An 18282-nucleotide genomic window follows, 5' to 3' on the forward strand; every position below is an offset into this window, starting at 1 on the left:
ACCTGCCCTGTTGTAGTCTTTCAAAAAGCGAAGCTAGCTCTAGCTATGCTGCCTTGAACTAGAAGACCTCCGACGGTTTCCGCCGCCTGAACGACTTCCACCAGATCGGTCTCCTCCTGAATAGCCATTGCCCTGGCCACGGCGACGATGGTTGCTACCTCCGTTTCCGCGTGAGCGTTGGTTATTGGAAGAAGGTGGACTTACCTCCTGTGTACCATCGTCTACGTAAGGGTGATCCGTTACTACAGGCACATCCTGCTTGATCAGGCGTTGAATGTCGCGCAAGTACGCTCTTTCTTCCTGGTCGCAAAAAGAGATGGCAATACCACTCGCCTGCGCTCGGCCAGTACGACCGATACGGTGAACGTAAGTTTCAGCGACGTTAGGCAAGTCAAAGTTGATGACAAAGGCTAGTTCATCTACATCAATACCGCGAGCGGCAATATCTGTAGCTACGAGCACCTGTACCTTCCCTTGACGGAACTCTTTTAATGCTTTTTGGCGGGCCGTTTGCGATTTGTTGCCGTGGATCGCAGCAGCTCCAATACCATCTTTGATCAGGTCTTTAACAATACGGTTGGCACCGTGCTTGGTACGAGAGAAGACTAAAACGGAGTCCATTTTTTCTTCCTGAATAAGGTGGAGCAAAAGTTTGCGTTTCTGCTTTTTAGCAACGAAATACACAGCCTGCTCTACTTTTTCGGCAGTAGCCTGTTGGGGCTTGATGGTCACTCTTTCCGGGCGTCCCAAAATCTTGCTGGATAAATCCAAAATAGCAGGAGGCATAGTGGCCGAGAAGAAAAGAGATTGCCGTTTTTCCGGCAGTTTGGCCACAATTTTCTTGATGTCATGGATAAAGCCCATATCCAGCATGTGGTCAGCTTCGTCCAATACAACGAATTCAACATCACGGAGGCTGATATAACCTTGGTTCATCAGATCCAGTAGCCGACCAGGGGTAGCTACCAAGATATCAACCCCTTTTTGTAGGATTTCGACCTGCTTGCCCTGCTTTACACCACCAAAAATAACGGTAGTGCGCAAGTCCGTGAACTTGGCGTAATCCCGAAAACTATCGTTGATCTGGATGGCAAGTTCCCGAGTAGGAGCTACAACGAGCGTTTTGATGACATAAGGGCCATCAAGTTGTGCTTCGCAAAGCTGTTGGATAATTGGAATAGCAAAAGCGGCGGTCTTACCAGTACCGGTTTGCGCACAGCCCAATAAATCTTTTCCTTCAAGTAAAATTGGAATAGCTTGTTCCTGAATAGGAGTAGGCTTTGTGTACCCTTTTACTTCAAGAGCACGCAGAATGGGGTCAATAATCCCCAGAGAATTAAATGTCATTTATCGTTAAAATGGCTCAATACCTTTGCACTTAAGTCTTATCGGCTGGAGAAGTGGCCCGTTGAGAAGGGATGACAAACCGTAGGGAAAAGTATTGAAAGTTGGGCCGAATTTAACTGGCCACGAACTTGTTGTTAAAGTAAATTTTCCCTGAAATGCAATCTCACAAATTGTCAGAGAATCTAGTAATAAACCACAAAGGTAAGCATATAGTTGAGATATTTCGTTTTTTAATTTTTGTTTGGCTCGCGTTCACGACCCGCCCCAACCCCTCCCTGTCAGGCGAGGGGCTTTCGCATATTATCATCATGGTCAAAAAAACAACTAAAAAACGATCAAAATCAACACTTTATACATTGCAAGTCCTCGCTCCATTACAAGGGAGGGAAATAGAGGGTGGGGCGTGAATACAGGCCCCAAAGTGCGACACTCCTTAGTATCATCAAATTGGACGCTATAGCCCCAAATAAGGATCGTGCCTGCGGCAAAGTCCAACTTAGCTCCCCTGCAGCACATCCCTAATACTCGGATCTTTATCAAAGACACTCTTTGCATAAGGGCAAAGCGGAATTATTTTCTTCCCTTGTCTACGAATCATCGCCACAATGACGTCTAGCAAAAGCCGCCCGACTCCTTGGCCTTTCATAGATGCAGCAACGTCGGTATGGTCAATAATGATAAGGCTATCGCCAGCTTTGGAGTAGGTCATTTCGGCCAGCAGTTCTCTACGCTCTTCGATAAATGCGCGGCCGCCGGTTTCGCCTTCTTCCATTTGAATGTTTAAGTCTTGCATGATTTGGTTTTATGCGTCTTGGAAATTGATTTTGTGATGACTGCCATCGCAAAAGGGCTTGTTTTGGGAAGCACCACAACGGCAGAGGGCGGTTTTCGCCAGCTGTTCTTGACGACCATCCAAGTGTTCAATGATAATTTGGCCTTTGATGATCAAAGGACCGTTTGGAGAAACAGTGATAGGAGTTACTGCGGCGGTATTAGCCGTATTTTGGTTTTGATCATCGTTGTTGAAGTAACTCAATGCGCCACTGGGGCATCGGTCGATGTGTTGCATAGTGAGTTTGCTGCTAGCACCTTCGGGGTTGATCCATGGGCGCTTTTGGGGGTCGAGGACGGAAGGGAGCCCACCTTTGTTCTTGTTCCAGCACTTTTCGGAGTGCGCGCATAGCGCGGGTTTCCAGACGATGGTAATCTCTCCGTTGCTGTATTCTTTGGTGATGTTTTTGTCAGGCATGTTGGTTAGGTTTTGTGATGGTTTTACCTTCCTAAACTGCCAGTAATTCTCACTTTAGGAAAGCACTTTTCAAGGTAAAAAGATTATTCCAGGTTTTGGGATAAAATCAGCTAATGCCTAATCCAACACCAGCACCTTCCCGGAATAACGCCCCTCCTCATTGGATACCTCTATAAAATAAACACCCTGGCTGCGTACTGGCAAGGAAAGACCTGCGGCTAAGGCATAGGCATCTGTTTTCTGGTGCATCACCAGCGAGCCTCTACTGTCGTATACTTGAAGGAGTAAGTCACCACTTGTTTCACTAAGGCCAGGCAATTCAATATGCAGTAGCTCTCCCGCTTTTAGTGGATTGGGGTAGAGCTTAACTTCTTGCTTGTTGTAGAAACCAGCGTCCACAGCCACCATATTATCACTTATATTTAGTTTGCAGATAAGCATATCACTTTGATACTTATAGCTGCCCGTAAAATATAAGCTTTGCTGGTCTGCTGATAATTGTATTTGGTTAATTTTATGTGTACCCCAGCCATAAGTATTATGATAAGTGAAAATGCCATTCCCTCCAAAATTGGTATTGCGTTGTCCCTCACTGTTTAAACAAAGGACACCAAAAGAAAGGTAACCAATATACTCGGTTGCACTAAAGCCCACCAATACTTCATCCCCTAGCATCACCAGGTCGACGGGGTTGGCTGGGTCAATATCAGGACTAAATATAAATTCCCTAAAAACACCATTATTGGCGAAGGTGCTATCAAGGGTACCATCCGGCAAGAGCCTGGCAACAAACGTCAAGTACGGATCTGTACCAAAGTCCGTTGTTAACCCCGCCACAACAATTCTTCCATCTTCATAAATGCCCAGTGCTTTTGCCCAACCTGCTGTTGTAGTCACATCGGTTGTGCCGGCTTCTCCAAAAGCAATATCAAGGGTTCCATCTGGTAAATAGCGCGATACGTATATACTGGGTTCACAAGGACCAAGAGGATTCAGGATTCCGGGATAAGGAAAATAGGTCTCCGCTGTAAGGAGGAATGCACCATCGGGATACACCACTAGATCGCCCAGGATGCTAGAAGGGCAGGCGTAGCGACTTTTGTAAACGAATCCATTGTTCCCAAAGCTCTCGTCCACATTGCCGTCTTCCAATAAGCGGCCGACAAAAATGGAGGTAGAATCAGGATAAGGATAGGAAGGGCCGTAGAAGACATTGCCAGCAACCATAATTTTACCATCAGGAAGCGGATGCAGGCGGGTGATCATCTCGTGTTGCCCTGGTAAGTCCAGAAATAGTTTTCCCTCCTCTCCAAAGCTGCTATTGAGCTGGCCGTCAAAGTCTGTTTTGATCAATAAGGCAGAAAAACCGGCTTCCCCTGCTTGCTCCGCACTGCCTCCCATCAACATTTGATCGGAGCCGTAGCGAACAGCGGCCAGGCAGGAATCGCGTTGCAAACCTAAGTCTAACCGTACCTTACCGTCTGGTCCTGCCTCTTGATCATACTGACCATTGTCCAGCATACGAGTAAAGGCAAAGTCACTATCATTTTCGCCAGCAGTGTGACCCGCCATAATAATTTTGCCGTCGTCTGAAAAAAGCATTGCGTACGCTCGATCCTCTCTTTCTGAAAAATCATTTCCTGTCATACCAGGAACATAACCACCTGACACAAAAGAATAAGGCTCGCCAAAAGTGGAGTCTACAACTTGGGTGAGGCCTGGAGAAAGAATGCACGTGAAAAAAATGAGGGATAGATAAATAGGTTTCATGGCTATTGTCAGTTAGTAATGAAGTGGAATATATGCTTTGAAAAGGAAAAAATGAAAGAGGAGATGGCGTTTCTCCCCACTCATCACCTAATCCCCCCAGTTCACTGCATTGCCCTAAATCTTTGCCCGAAAATATTTATCTTCCGGGAGTTCAATACCGTTTAAGAAAAAGGAGCCGCTGCTTGGCTATGTCGGGTAGACAGGTTCGTTTTTCAAGACTCAAAACCATACCAAACCAAAACGCTCATGAGTAAAGTTATTTCAAAATTATTGGCCTTTTTAATACTTTGTAGTGCTGGCACCAGCCTTGCTGCTCAGGAATCAAGTGCTTATCAAAAACTGGCGGAGATTGCGGAAATCGAGCAAAAGGTAATGATGCCTATGCGCGATGGTATCCGTTTGGCTACCGACATTTACCGCCCTAAAGGCAGTGAAAAAGTACCTGTTATCTTTTCGCGGACACCTTACAATTTCAATCCTTACGGTGATGGTGAAGAACGTACACGTACTTACGATAGGGCCTACGAAGCCGTGTCGCGAGGCTACGCCTATGTGGTGCAAAACGAACGCGGTCGCTATTTTTCAGAAGGGAAATGGGATATCCTAGGCGTGCCGCTCACCGATGGATACGATGCTTTTAGCTGGATGAAAGATCAGGAATGGTGTAATGGAAAGATTGGCACCTATGGCTGTTCTTCTACCGCAGAGTGGCAAATGGCCGTAGCAGCCTTGGATCATCCCTCTCACGCAGCAATGGTACCCATGGGCTATGGTGCCGGTGTAGGCCGCGTAGGTGATATCTACGAGCAAGGCAATTGGTACCGGGGCGGAGCACAGCAAATGCTCTTCACGGCCTGGTTGTATTCCGTACAGCACGACCCTATGGCGCCACGCTTACCGGAAGGGATTTCTTCGGAAGATCTGCGCCGCTTACAACGTTTTTACGATATGTCGCCGGAATATCCCCGCGTTGATTGGAAAGAAGGGCTGGCACACCTACCCGTATCCGAAATCATTGAAAACCAGCAAGGCCCACAGGGTATTTACGAAGATATGATCAAGCGTAAGCCCAATGATCCTGCTTGGTATGCTGGTGGACTTTATAATGATGACATGGTCTTGGCTGTTCCTAGCTTCTGGTTCTGTAGCTGGTACGATGTATCCATTACGCCCAACCTGGCTTTGTTTAACCACGCCAGAGAGAATGCGACTCCAGATGTGCGCGATCATCAATACTTGTTTATTGCACCTACATTACACTGCCGCTATACCCGCGCAACCGAGAATACCATTGTCGGAGAACGTTCGGTAGGTGATGCTCGCTACGATTATGACGGCCTCATTTACGGCTGGTTTGATTATTGGCTGAAGGGCGAAGAGAATAATATTCTGGAAGAAACAGCCCGTGTGACTTACTACACCATGGGGAGCAATAAGTGGCAAACCGCCAAACAATGGCCACCTGAAGCTTCGAAGTTGGAAACCTACTACCTGGATAGCGAAGGTGGAGCTAATAGCCTTTATGGCAATGGCAAACTGACTACGACCATGCCTAAAACGGATCGTCCCGACAGCTTTACCTACGATCCTCATAATCCAATCATGTCGTATGGTGGTAATGTATGTTGTACTGGTAATGCCGTAGAAGGTGGATCTTTTGACCAGCAGCAAATGGAAACCCGCAACGATATTTTGGTGTACAGTACGCCACCTCTTGAAGAAGGAGTGGAGCTAACGGGGTCTGTAGAGTGTACTTTGTACATCAGCTCTGACGCCAAAGACACCGATTTTACACTTAAGCTCATCGATGTTTACCCTGACGGCAGCGCTTACAACCTGGATGAGACGATCCAGAGAGTGCGTTACCGCGAAGGCTACGATAAGGAAGTTTTTATGAAAGAAGGCGAGGTGTACAAGGTAGACCTTACAGCACTTTCGACCAGTAATTATTTCGCCAAAGGGCATCAGATTAGAATAGAAGTATCTAGTAGTAACTTCCCTCGATTTGAGCGAAATTTAAACACAGGAGGCAATAATTATGACGAAGCAAAAGGCGTTGTAGCTCATAACAAGGTACATCATTCTGCGAAGTATCCATCGCAAGTGCGCTTGCCGTTGATTCGGAAATAATCCGATGAAAGTAATGAAAAAATATTGGGACAAAACGCACAATTTATAGTGACGTTTTGTTCCAATGATTGTCTAATGTGATATGTTTTAGATTACTCTAACAACCACCCAAAATTCAGAGTCCTTATGAAATTTATGAAAAGTCTGTTGGTGATGTTTGCTGTGTTGCCATTGTTGATTTCCTGTGTAAGCAAAAAGCAATATGATGCCCTACAGGCAGAGCTGGATGCGGCAGCCAAGATGGAGGAACAATGTGCTGTTGATATTAGTAGATTGAGCAACCAGTTTAATACTTGTGAACAAGAAAGAGTGCGCCTTACTGCTTTGCTGGAAGGCCGTTCTGCCCAGATTCAGCAATTGCAAGACTATGTCAAAGACATCCAAGCGCAACGTGATCTTACGGCAGCACAGTTGAGTAACCTGACTGTATTGTCACAGTCTGCCAATAACAACGTTTCTGAAACCCTGTCTCAGTTGGATGGCAAAGACAAGTATATCCGTATGCTTCAATTAGCAAAAACGAAAGCGGATTCGATCAACCTGGCGCTGGCAGTTAACCTCAAAGGAGTGTTGGCCAAAGGTATCGAAGACGATGATGTGGAGATTCAAGTTGACAAAACTGTGGTGTTTATCAACTTGTCGGATAAAATGCTCTACGAAAGTGGTAGCTACAATATTACCGCACGAGCAACGGAGGTACTCGGCAAAATTGCCCAAATCGTACAGTCTCGTCCTGATATGGAAATCATGGTAGAAGGTTATACCGACAATGTGCCGATTAGCAGTGCCTGTGTGAAAGACAACTGGGACCTGAGTGTTCTTCGTGCGACTTCTGTAGCGCGTGCGTTGCAGCTTAACCACGGTGTAGACCCTAATCGCCTGATTGCTGCTGGTCGTGGTCAATACAACGCTCTGGCTAGCAACGATACTGCTGCCGGTCGCTCTACCAATCGCCGTACGCGGATTATCATTCTGCCTAAGTTGAATCAATTCTATGATCTATTGAATCCTGAATTGGCCGCGCAGAAGATTAATTAATAATGTGATATTCAAGGAATAAATCAGCCGCTTGTTTTCTTCGGAAAGCAAGCGGCTGATCTGTTTTATGCACTTAAGAAGATGAAATTTTGCACCCTGGAAAAGTGTAAGACAGGGTGTTCAATCTGGTATGATATTAGGTATGACAAATTTCAGCTTGTATTCACGATCCACCCCAACCCCTCCCTGACTAGGCGAGGGGCTTTTTAAATCACCAAATTATACTAGAAGAGCTATCGGAATATTTTGAAAATCAGCACTTTAGGTGTCGCAGGTTCTCCCTCTGTCAAAAGAGAGGGAGCTAGAGGGTGCATCGCCTGCGGCAAGCCTATAGCGACTGAAGGGGTTGTGAATGTACGCCCAAAAGCGTCACATTCCTTTTATCGTCAGTTTGCACACTCTAGGTGTAAGGGTTAGCCTACATGCACCCCGCACCTAAATCTACACCCTAACCGTAGATTATGGCCGCACCTCGCACCTAAAGTCGGAAATAGGAAGCCTACTTCGTAGGAATGCCTACGGCAAAATCGAAGTATTCACCGCACCCCGCACCTAAATCCGAACCTTGCACTGAAAATCGCACCCAGCACCTGAAGCCTCACCTATTCCACCACAAACCGCCCACTTCCAATAAGTACTCCAGTTTGCTTTACGCTAAAGAAATAAATTCCTGCACGAAGGTTGGCTCGCTCCAATAAGAGCTGATTGCCCTCTTGGGTGAAACGAACGGGAACCTTTTGGCCAATATCATTGGTCACGTAAAGTTCGATGGCGTCTGCGTTTGTATCCGGCAATAGTATCCGGCAAGTATTCGACCAAGGGTTGGGCGCTACCTGCAATACTTCCGCAGGAGGAGATACAGAAGAATTGCCCGTGATGTATTCTGAGCAAGCGCCAGTACTGTTACCTAACCGCAAGAATAGATCATCGAAATAGCTGTCGTTATCAGTACCTGCGTTGCGGGTGCCGGTGAGCACAAACTCGATCAGCCTGGTTTGCGCAGGAAGGTTGTGAAATTGATCCACCAGCGTCCAGTTGTTGCCCAAATGTGAAAATTCTGAGGTAGAATCAAGTACGGCCCCGGCTTCATTCAAAAAACGCAAGTAGAGAGCGGGGCGGTCGCTGCCTCCATAATTAGCGAGATAGCCGCCAAAGTTAGCCTGCCAGTTACCCGTGTCAATAGAATCAGCAAAGGCGACAACGTTGACTTCCTGGCTGCTGCGAGCAAAAGGGCTTTCTTCACACAGGCCACCTACCGTAAAGTAATAGGTGCCGCTATGTGGAGCAATGCCGTCGCATTCTCCCGATGTCAGCGCTTCTGCAATACCTTCGGTGGTATTCCAATATTGTAGGAGGCTTTCTGCACCAGGATTGAGCAATAAATTGTCAGAAAAAGAAGAACCGCCAGTAGCGAAAGGCACAACACTTGACCATTCACTCCAGTTGAGCTCCCGGTCGCGGTAACGTACGCGCCAGCAATAGTTCGTATTAGGGGTGAGGCCGGTGATACGCTCGTCGGTGAGGTCGTCTCCGGCTTGGGTGTCTTCGTAGAAGTAGAGATTTTGGTAGCTTTTCCAACGTTCAGCAACGGGGGCTGTGAGGTCGTCGCAATCGCTGAAAACTTGCCAGTGACTTTGCCCGTGGGTAGCCTCGGGTGTGCTGGAAGCGAATTCACCCGCCTTCAGAATGACACATTCCGGAGAAACAAGGTCAAAGTTGGGGAAGATGGCCGTTGGTTGACTCACTGCCCGGTTGGCTTTGCGGACCGTCAGGCTATCTACCAGCACATTGTCCAGAAAGTTGGCCTCGTTGCCTCTACTGATTCTTTTGAGGGTGAATTGTGGCTCCTCGCCAGCAGTGACGTCCACGGTAACAAAACCCCATTCATCACGGGAAACCGTAAATTCATCATAGTCTGCCTGCGGGTAGTCTCCCCAATGGTCGATAGCTCCGCCCGCAGTGGCTACGTTTACCCACAGGTGCTTGTGATCCCGCGATTGACCACGCGAATACCCGTGTGTATGCCCAAAGAAATGGATGCTCGGTTTACCACAATCGGTGCTGAAATCCTCCAAGCGTTGGATCACCTCGCCCGTAAAGTTGGACTCTCCGGGTAGCCATAATTCTGAAAGGTGAGGGTGGTGGAGCTGTGCGAAGACAAAATCAATGTCCTCGTTTTCACAACTCATCGCCAAGACATTTGTCAGCCAATTGAGTTGTTCCTCAGTGGTGTAAGGNNCGATGATACGGAGGTTTCCATAATCATGGTACCACCAATGTTCTTCCGATCCTGCACTGCCATTCTCGGGCAAGTTGAAGTATTGGAAAAAATAGTCCGAATCGTTCTCATGATTTCCAGGTACGGGATAGACAGGGATACGGCTGAGGAGCGGCTGCGCTGGTGTAAAAAAATGATCTTTCCATTGGCTGTAAACATTACCATTTTCTACAAGGTCTCCTGGAATCATAACCAGCGCCAACTCATCGGTTAAAGTCTCACTAAAGTGACTGCTTAAGTATGGGAGTACGCCGTCTTGAACAACCTCTCTATACTTATCCGGTTGGCTGCCGTCGCGTTGCATATCGCTCATGGCGAGCAATCTGAACGATTCATTATCACTGGCAAAAGGCGGCGTTTTAAAACTAAAAACTTCCGATACTGCATTCCCTGTTTTTACGCGATAGTAATAGGTGGTAAACCGTTCCAAACTCGTTAATTGCACGTCGTGCATACGTGTGTCGTTGCTGGTGGAGGTGGTGTTGCCAGTGGTTGTATTTCCTAAGGCTGTGGTTAAGCCCCACTCCACGGCACTTTCTTCTCCCTCGTCGGTTTCCCAAAGTACATGAATACTGTTGGGCGTTGCTTTTTGAAGATAGGGGAGGACTTGTATCGTCTGTGCCATGAGCAAGTGGCAGATGCTTGTAAAACCAAGAAGTAGCAGTAGTCGCATAAGTCGTTATTTGTCTTTAAGGGAAATTGTACTTTTTTTTTTCTACGCAATACGAAGTCCTAAAATTACAGAAAAAGCGTATCTTGAAAAGAGCCAAATTGTCAATCATGCCAAGTATCCACCACCTGCTTACCATTAACGCTCCCGCTGAGCGTGTATTCGAAGCCATTACCACCCCCGATGGATTATGTTCCTGGTGGACCACCAAAGCTGCTGGACAACCATCATTAGACGCAGAATACCAGTTTTTCTTCAGCAAAGATTACGATTGGCGCGCGAAAGTCGTAGAGGTCACGCCCCCCTCACAAATAAGCTGGCAAATGACCAACGCCGACACCGACTGGACACCCACACAGCTCCATTTTCAATTAACAGAAGGCGAAGACGGAATGACTACAGTACGTTTTGCACACACCAGTTGGGAAAAAATCAACGATCATTTTCGCCGTACCAGCTTCTGCTGGGCCACGTATTTGGAGACGTTGCGGAAGGTGCTGGAGAAGGGGTAGGGCTTTATCTGTGATCTGTGCAGTTTTTACAAAACAGTTGTATGAATCTAAGAAAGGGCGCTTTTATACTTATATTTTTCCTGTTGATTAACGCCTGTACAAGCGATGATGATAGAATCTTAGTAGGATTAGAGGCTCTAGAAAAGAATCAAAGAACAGGAGAATATTATCATTTTGATAATGACGAAATTTTGGTTTTTAGCCAAGATTCTCTTGAAGTTATTCCTTTGTGGCAGGGGTGTATTCTATCACCAGCGGCAGCAATAAAGTTTAAGTTGTATGAAGAAAACTACAGTCGCTATGCAATAGTTGACGGAGATACGCTCAATGCAGATTTTGATCATTTAGGAGGGAATCTTTTCAACCACTATTTTGGTGAAGCTGAATATCGATACGTATCTGCGGTCGATATTGTTTTGGATGTTGAATACTTCGAATTGCTAGAAGTGATTGAAGGAAATACATTCCATTTTTCAATAGATGATTCTAACTACAGCGTTTCCTTTTATGAAGAGGAGATTTGTCTTATAAATCGAACAACAAAAGAGGATGAATTTATCAATACAGGTTTATGGTCTGTTAGGCAACTAGGAAACAGTTTTTTTCTGATCATCGATGGTCCGGAAAAGATTTTGAAGTTTCAGCTTTCAGGTATTTATAGCAAAAGCATCAAGGTATATAACTTGAATAATGAGAAAAGGGAAGAAATCACTTTTAGTAAGACCACAGCTATTTACGCTATAGCTAAAAGTGGCGTATGGAGTTCTAAGAGAATAGGGAGGGTGGAAGATTGGATAAGACCCACGATAATGAATTCCTCTTCAGGGCTATGGCTCTCTCAAAACGATAAATTCATGATGCATGATACGTCTAGAATATCTAATAGGTATCCGCTTACCCCTGCTTATATAGACTGGAATATCAACGCTATTGTTGTTGACTACAGTGTAATCTTGGGTTTTGATATTGATTTTCTAGACAGGAGGAAACTCAAGGTATTTCCAACGAATGAAAATGGAAAAGTAGATAAACTATTCTCCAAAGTCTACTACTTAGAATAGTTGGCATTCCCCGCGAGTGAAACGAGCACAACCGTGAGTGTTAACGAACACCCCCGCAATTCCGATTTATCGGAAAAGCACCCCCGCGAGGAACGAGCACTGCCGTGAGCGCCACGAACATTTTCACAACATAAGCGCTATCTTACCTCCTTTCTTCCATCCATATTCACTTTTCATGCAAGCTCCCCTCGCTATTCTCGCCGTTTTAGCCCTGAATATTGTCATCAGCGAATGGCTCAACCGGCATACAGTACTGCGGTATTTGGGCACCACACTGTTGGTCATCTTACTCACGGCAGTGGTGGCAAACTTGGGCATCATTCCCTCGGCTACGCAGGGTTCCGAATTGTACGACGGCATCTTTCATTACGTGGCGCCCATCTCTATTTTCTTCCTTTTGTTGGGCGTCAACCTTGGCGAACTCAAAAAAGCTGGGCTACCCATGCTATTGATGTTTGTCATCGGTTCTTTATGCACTGCTATCGGAGCGGTTTTTGCCGTTTGGTTAGTAGGCGGCGGTAGTGCTTTGGGCGAAAGCTACCGCGCCCTGGCAGGTATGATGACTGGCACCTACACCGGCGGTAGCGTCAATTTCAACGCCATCGCTATCGAATACAATATGATGGCAGAAGGCAACCTCTACGCTGGCACCGTTGCTGTCGATAACATCCTCACGGCTATTTGGATGATCGCTACGCTCCTCATTCCCAAGTTACTCCAGGGCTGGTGGCCACGCAGTCAACTTTCTGGCCATCAGGAACTTACAGCCGAAGAAATAACGGCCATCCAAAGCGAGGACGAAAATATAGACCCCATGCAGTTGGGCCTGTTACTCGCATTAGGCGCAGGTACACTCTGGGCATCCGAAGCATTAACCGACCTACTGGCAAGCTACGGCGTGGCTATACCTTCTATCCTGATTCTCACGACGATCGCTTTGGTGCTAGCACAAATTTCTACCATCCAAAAGATCAGCGGAGCAAAGCTCTTGGGGCTGTTTTTCGTTTACTTGTTCCTGGCGGTCATTGGTGCTTTTTGCGAACTAGCGGCCCTCGGAGAGATCGGCGAAATGGCCCTGACAATCACCATCTTTACGACCACCATTGTCTTGGTTCATGGCCTGCTCATTTATCTATTTGGCGGCGTACTCAAGCAAGATTGGGACCTGGTATCCATCGCCAGTCAGGCCAATGTTGGAGGAGCTTCCTCTGCGATGGCCCTGGCCAAAAGCCTAAATCGTACCGACCTTATTCTGCCGTCTATTCTGGTGGGCACCCTCGGCTCTGGACTGGGCACTTATATCGGTTTCTTTGTGGCAGAAGTGGTGCTTTAGGAACAGCACGAAAATAAAAAGCGATTCGCTTTGCGGCTACTTCGTGGTTTGTTTTTCATAATAGTTAAATAAGCGCTTCATTTTAAGCATTTTAACTATTTGGAAAACTTGAGTAAAATCGCAGTTTATTTTCTGCGCAATACTTAGCAAGGGTTTAGCAATGTTATTTGGGGCCATGCCTTCGTACCTTGGCACCGGGCTGTTTGGTCGCTATCACTCCCGTCCATCCCATTGTCCTTGGTTGCTCCGCACCCCGAGCTCCGGCCTGTTGGCCTGCGCACTTTCGAGTAGGTTCCGTGTACTTTAGCGTGCGCTGTTTTCGGCCTCTACAAAGTGCGAGCTAAAGCACGCGAAACCTGAAAAACTTCCCCTGTTTGGTGCCGGCTGGCCCCAAGTAGAATGTTAGCTTTCTAGATGTTCTGCCCGCGCCTTTAGCGCCTCGTTCATTGCTAGAAAACCAGCCCTAGTATTCTCCCCGATCATCCTCAGGATAATGCCGGAAAGGATGCCACTAAACTGCTCGCTGTGGATGAACTTCGTCTGCCCCCCACCCAAGTCTTTCAGCAAGAAATAATGCTCACCGTCAAAAAGGCCAGGGAAAAAGAGATGGCCAAGCCAGCGAAATTCCCGTTCCGGCTGGTTCGTCTTCACCACAGGAGTAAAGGTCATTGCTTTCTGGCCCGGAGCTTGGATCGTTGCTTTGATGGTATTACCAGGCGTAAGATCGCCTTGGAGCTTTTGGATAAATGGATTCCACTGAGGGTAAGCTTCCTGATCCATCAAAATTGCCCAAACGGTAGCAATAGGGGCATCGATAATGATGGAGGTCGTGATGGTTTTCATTGTTCTTGATTTTGTTAGAACAAAGATCAGGTAACGAATTTTTTGTGGCTTGACCGAAACTGCCAGCCTGTTGTCATTTCGCGCCAAAGAAGAGAATGTGTACCTTTGAGCATGGCCTTTAATGGAAAATTTGTACTCAATGTAGCCACCTTTGCGGCCCGGCAGGGCGCAGATTATCAGCACCTGATTGCCCTCAGTAGCCAGTCTGAGGCTGCTTTGAGTGCTCCCGACAGCGTATTGAGCCGAGAGGTCTATAATTCGATAATCGAAGCAGCAGCAGCCAAGACGGAAGATCCCTGCCTTGGGCTACACATGGGAGAGGGACTAAGCCTTTCCGCAGCGGGCCTCATCGGGCAGATTACTCAAACCTCTGCGACCGTAAAGCAAGCCCTGGAATACTGTTGCGAGTTTGCCAACCTGGGCTGTAGCGAGTTGCCCATGCGTCTCGAAAAAGCAGGAGGTTATTACAAGGTGTCTCTTCAGCAGAATAAGCTTTGGGAACAGCAATCTCCCCTCGCTTATCGGCATACCGCAGAAGGTATTCTCGTATTCACTCTCCGCGAATTTCAGACCCTCACCCAGCAACAATACCACCCAAGGGCGGTGCATCTTCCCTGGGCACCAGGCGCTGCTTTATCCGAGTATCAGCGGGTCTTCAAAGCACCTTTGGTTTTTAAAAAAGAAGAGATCGCAATAGTCCTTCATCAGTCACAAGTAGAACAACCCATCATTACTGCTGATTTTGAACTCCTTAGGATTTTAGTTGCCCATGCCGAACAGAAATCGGCTCAGATAGACGAAAAAATAGGCTTCGTAAATACTGTCCGACAATCAATGGTACAATTGGTAAAACCAGCATTTCCAACGGTAGAGCAAGTTGCCCGCTATCTAAATGTAAGTACTCGTACGCTACAGCGTCGCCTACAGGAAGAAAACTCTAGCTACAAGCAACTCCTCAAAGAACTTCGCCAGGATTTTGCGCTAAGCTATCTGCGGCGTGCAGATCTAAGCATCAGCGAGGTGGCTTACTTACTTAGTTATGCCGATATTAGCGCCTTCTCGCGAGCGTTTAAGCGCTGGCAAGGCGTGGGACCGCAGGCTTGGCGAGAGAGGAATATGTGACACTGTACCAAGTTCTATACTTTTACCTTGTACCGTGAGGTTAATGATAAGCCTCAGACTAATTGATATTATGCCCCAGAAAAAAACACTAACCATAGGCATCCTCGCTCACGTTGATGCAGGGAAAACATCCCTGACAGAATGCCTACTCTATACCGCTGGAGCTACCCAAGATCGTGGTAGTGTGGATAAAGGCTCTGCCATTACGGATGGTTTGGCCATGGAAAAAGACCGAGGCATTTCTATCAAAACGGCCACCGTTGATTTTACTTGGGAAGGCATGCAGGTGAATTTAGTAGATACACCAGGGCACATCGATTTTTCTGCGGAAGTAGACAGGGCTTTATCGGTATTAGACGTAGTCGTTCTTGTGGTTTCTGCGGTGGAAGGCGTACAAGCACATACGTTAAACTTGTGGGAGAGCATCCGCGAACGACAGTTGCCCATGCTGGTTTTTATGAATAAAATAGATCGCAGCGGCGCAGACTTGGAGCAAGTTTTTACAGACTTTGAAAAAGATTTGGGGGTTCGCTTATTCGCCTTGAATTATGGCGATAATAGTCAGCCTGATGAACCTAGCGTCGTCGATTTTATGGATGCACAGCCTTATCTTACTAAATCTGTTTTTGAAAAATCCTTTGAGAATTTAGCAGAGTTGGATGACTCTTTTTTAGAGGATTATTTAGAAGGAAATACGAATGATTTAGCGGCTGTTTTTGAAAAAGCGAAGCCACAAATTAAGGCTCAGAAATTGATCGGCATCTTGTTTGGTAGCGCAAAAATGGATTTGGGTATCGATGTTTTATTGGATACCATGACCACTTTGTTTGTTCCTGAGAAAATTAAGGAGGATGTACCATCAGCAAAAGTATTCAAGGTAGAATATGACGCTAAATTGGGCCGTTTGGCACACGCAAGATTGTATAGTGGTCATTTGCAGAGCAAGGATGTAATTTGGTCGCAACATTTGGAGAAAGACCTAAAAATCAATCAAATTTATCAGCAGAAACTGGGTAAGCTGGAACAAGTCGGAGTCTTAACAGCTGGCGAAATCGGAGTCATGACGACTTCCGAAATGGTCTTGGCCGGTGATGTGTTGGGCCAGCCAACATTTGCTGAAGGTTTCAATACCATCAACCAAGCAGTATTGAGTGTACAAGCCGTAGCGGAAGAAGAAAAAGACTACCAAAAGCTTGGCGAAGCGCTCGAAATTCTAAACATGGAAGATCCACAGTTGGATTTCCAATGGTTTAAGGAAGAACGAGAGTTTCAACTGAAAATACTGGGCCCAATCCAGACAGAGGTTTTGAAGGATAGCCTTGCCAAACGGTTTGGCATTGCTGCTGAATTTTTACCGCCAAAGGTCATTTACAAAGAAACACCAAAGCAGTCTGCCGAGGGCTATGTTCGTTATTGGATGCCCAAGCCCTGTTGGGCCATCATGACCTTCTTGATTGAGCCTGCACCACTTGGTAGCGGAGTTACTTTCACCTCTAAAGTAAGAACCAGCGACATCAGCATGAAATACCAAAATGAGGTTAAACGCGCGGTGCCCTGGTCGTTGATACAAGGGATAAAAGGTTGGGAGGTGACCGACATCAATATTACGCTGATCGAAGGCTCAGAGCATACAATGCACTCCAACCCTGGCGATTTTTTGCTGGCCACCCCAATGGGCATTTTACGCGGTTTAGCGCAAGCAGATACTGATTTGCTGGAGCCGATGTATGCCTTTCAAATCAAAGCTCACCAAGAGTTGTTAGGCGCTATCGCAAGTGATATGAACCAGATGAGTGCTCAGATAAATTCCCCTACTTTTGAGGGGGATTTCTTTGTCCTTACGGGCAAAGTTCCTGTTGAGCAAGCGATGGATTACGGGATTAAATTCAGCGCAACCACCTCCGGCAAAGGCCGCTTGAAGTTGACGTTGGACGGTTACCAGAAGACAACTACTAGCGAAGAGAAAATCCGGGCCTACAAAGGCGTTTCACCCCTGGATGAAGCACAATGGATCTTGCATAACCGGGGCGCATTCAAGGCAGAGGATCGTAGGAGGTAGTTACTTTCGCAAAATCTGCCGGGTAATGGTTTTGTCTGTAATTTTATCATCCTCAGCTAAGAGGAGAGCCTTGGAGATAATAACTGACAAACCTTGATCTCCCGAAAATGGAAGGAATACACCTTGCTGGCCCTTATGCTGTTTACGGTCAGGTACAATACACAGGTATTGATCATTTGGCTCCATCAAAATATTGGTACTGCCAATATGAATTTTGTAGGTACGTAGTTTCCCTTTTACCACCACAAAGCGATCGGTTACTTCCGCAATATCTCTGATTTTTAGACGAGGAATGAGCCCTTCAAGAACTTCTTTTCGGTTGTTAGCGATAGAGGAAAGGTTCCCAAACGAGTAATTCATCCAGTAATTTCGATGTTCCTGTAGGCCACCATCTACCCAGTTGGGGTCATTACCTACACTGGCTACACCAACAAAAAGATCTACATCCCGTAATACCTCTGACAATACAATTTTGGGCACTTCTGCCAGAGGAATGACCTGGCTAGTATTGGCGTTGATAAACCTTACCTGGTCAGTACTGACATAATTCCATATCCCTGTTTCGTTAAAAGCATCATCTGCATTTACCTCTGCTAACCAATATTCAGCTTTGATATCAAAAGCCGGTAATGTTATGGATGCGGTCTCCATTTCTCGGCCATCATCAAAAGCTCCCATGAGGGAATATCGCCAGCCTCGGCCTTTAGCCAAACTGTTGAACTGGTGTTGCTTCAGAATATGACTGGCCATTCGGTTACTGTAGTTTTCGGTCGCTATCTCCGCTGGTGTTAAGAGATATATTTCCCGAAAGGCTTGTTTGAAAGGTTGTTGTATTTGGTGGTTAATTAGAAAAGTACGCCACCGCTGAAC

At 46.5% G+C, this 18282-nt stretch carries 13 protein-coding genes and 2 pseudogenes; 7 read left to right on the top strand and 8 right to left on the bottom strand.

What is annotated here, in order from left to right:
* Nucleotides 1–39 precede the first annotated feature (39 nt).
* The 4 genes from ACRBG0_RS17165 to ACRBG0_RS17180 all read right to left on the bottom strand — a co-directional run bounded on the left by ACRBG0_RS17165 (nt 40) and on the right by ACRBG0_RS17180 (nt 4366).
* On the bottom strand, nt 40–1347 hold the full coding sequence (locus tag ACRBG0_RS17165; RefSeq protein WP_431488095.1) for a DEAD/DEAH box helicase: 1308 nt from the start codon (nt 1345–1347) through the stop codon (nt 40–42).
* A gap of 496 nt (nt 1348–1843) precedes the next feature.
* Entirely contained in the window at nt 1844–2140 is a 297-nt protein-coding gene (locus ACRBG0_RS17170) for a GNAT family N-acetyltransferase (protein ID WP_431488096.1), read from the bottom strand.
* Nucleotides 2141–2149: 9 nt separating this feature from the next.
* Entirely contained in the window at nt 2150–2596 is a 447-nt protein-coding gene (locus ACRBG0_RS17175) for a (4Fe-4S)-binding protein (protein ID WP_431488097.1), read from the bottom strand.
* Nucleotides 2597–2713: 117 nt separating this feature from the next.
* The gene (locus ACRBG0_RS17180; RefSeq protein ID WP_431488098.1) at nt 2714–4366 is read right to left on the bottom strand and encodes a T9SS type A sorting domain-containing protein; all 1653 of its coding nucleotides are present in this window, start codon (nt 4364–4366) and stop codon (nt 2714–2716) included.
* Nucleotides 4367–4612: 246 nt separating this feature from the next.
* Between ACRBG0_RS17180 and ACRBG0_RS17185 the strand changes: the two genes are divergently transcribed.
* On the top strand, nt 4613–6496 hold the full coding sequence (locus tag ACRBG0_RS17185; protein ID WP_431488099.1) for a CocE/NonD family hydrolase: 1884 nt from the start codon (nt 4613–4615) through the stop codon (nt 6494–6496).
* 126 nt (nt 6497–6622) lie between these two features.
* Nucleotides 6623–7534, top strand: a complete 912-nt coding sequence (locus ACRBG0_RS17190) for an OmpA/MotB family protein (RefSeq protein WP_431488100.1) — start codon at nt 6623–6625, stop codon at nt 7532–7534.
* 602 nt (nt 7535–8136) lie between these two features.
* Here the strand turns inward: ACRBG0_RS17190 and ACRBG0_RS17195 are convergent.
* Together ACRBG0_RS17195 and ACRBG0_RS17200 are read right to left on the bottom strand one after the other, a co-directional pair.
* A pseudogene (locus tag ACRBG0_RS17195) lies at nt 8137–9771 on the bottom strand (hypothetical protein); the annotation flags it as partial.
* 2 nt (nt 9772–9773) lie between these two features.
* Nucleotides 9774–10485 (bottom strand): annotated as a pseudogene (locus ACRBG0_RS17200) (fibronectin type III domain-containing protein); the annotation flags it as partial.
* Between the two features lie 107 nt (nt 10486–10592).
* On the opposite strand from ACRBG0_RS17200, the gene ACRBG0_RS17205 reads away from it, so the two are divergent.
* The 3 genes from ACRBG0_RS17205 to ACRBG0_RS17215 all read left to right on the top strand — a co-directional run bounded on the left by ACRBG0_RS17205 (nt 10593) and on the right by ACRBG0_RS17215 (nt 13388).
* The gene (locus ACRBG0_RS17205) at nt 10593–10994 is read left to right on the top strand and encodes an SRPBCC family protein (RefSeq protein WP_431488101.1); all 402 of its coding nucleotides are present in this window, start codon (nt 10593–10595) and stop codon (nt 10992–10994) included.
* A gap of 41 nt (nt 10995–11035) precedes the next feature.
* Nucleotides 11036–12055, top strand: coding sequence for a hypothetical protein (locus ACRBG0_RS17210; protein WP_431488102.1), 1020 nt, complete (start codon nt 11036–11038; stop codon nt 12053–12055).
* Nucleotides 12056–12230: 175 nt separating this feature from the next.
* Nucleotides 12231–13388: a DUF819 domain-containing protein gene (locus tag ACRBG0_RS17215; RefSeq protein WP_431488103.1), complete on the top strand. Its 1158-nt coding sequence runs from the start codon at nt 12231–12233 to the stop codon at nt 13386–13388.
* 402 nt (nt 13389–13790) lie between these two features.
* On the opposite strand, the gene ACRBG0_RS17220 is transcribed toward ACRBG0_RS17215, so the two are convergent.
* On the bottom strand, nt 13791–14231 hold the full coding sequence (locus tag ACRBG0_RS17220; protein WP_431488104.1) for an SRPBCC family protein: 441 nt from the start codon (nt 14229–14231) through the stop codon (nt 13791–13793).
* A 111-nt stretch (nt 14232–14342) separates the two neighbouring features.
* Between ACRBG0_RS17220 and ACRBG0_RS17225 the strand changes: the two genes are divergently transcribed.
* Nucleotides 14343–15353, top strand: coding sequence for an AraC family transcriptional regulator ligand-binding domain-containing protein (locus tag ACRBG0_RS17225; RefSeq protein WP_431488105.1), 1011 nt, complete (start codon nt 14343–14345; stop codon nt 15351–15353).
* Nucleotides 15354–15423: 70 nt separating this feature from the next.
* A complete protein-coding gene (locus ACRBG0_RS17230) occupies nt 15424–17412 on the top strand; it encodes a GTP-binding protein (RefSeq protein WP_431488106.1) in 1989 nt (662 codons plus the stop codon).
* Here ACRBG0_RS17230 and ACRBG0_RS17235 read toward each other — a convergent pair.
* On the bottom strand, nt 17413–18282 hold an 870-nt coding region (locus tag ACRBG0_RS17235), incomplete at its 5' end, for a DUF4132 domain-containing protein (RefSeq protein ID WP_431488107.1).

Source organism: Lewinella sp. (assembly GCF_050633125.1).
In the GTDB taxonomy this organism is placed as follows: domain Bacteria; phylum Bacteroidota; class Bacteroidia; order Chitinophagales; family Saprospiraceae; genus Lewinella.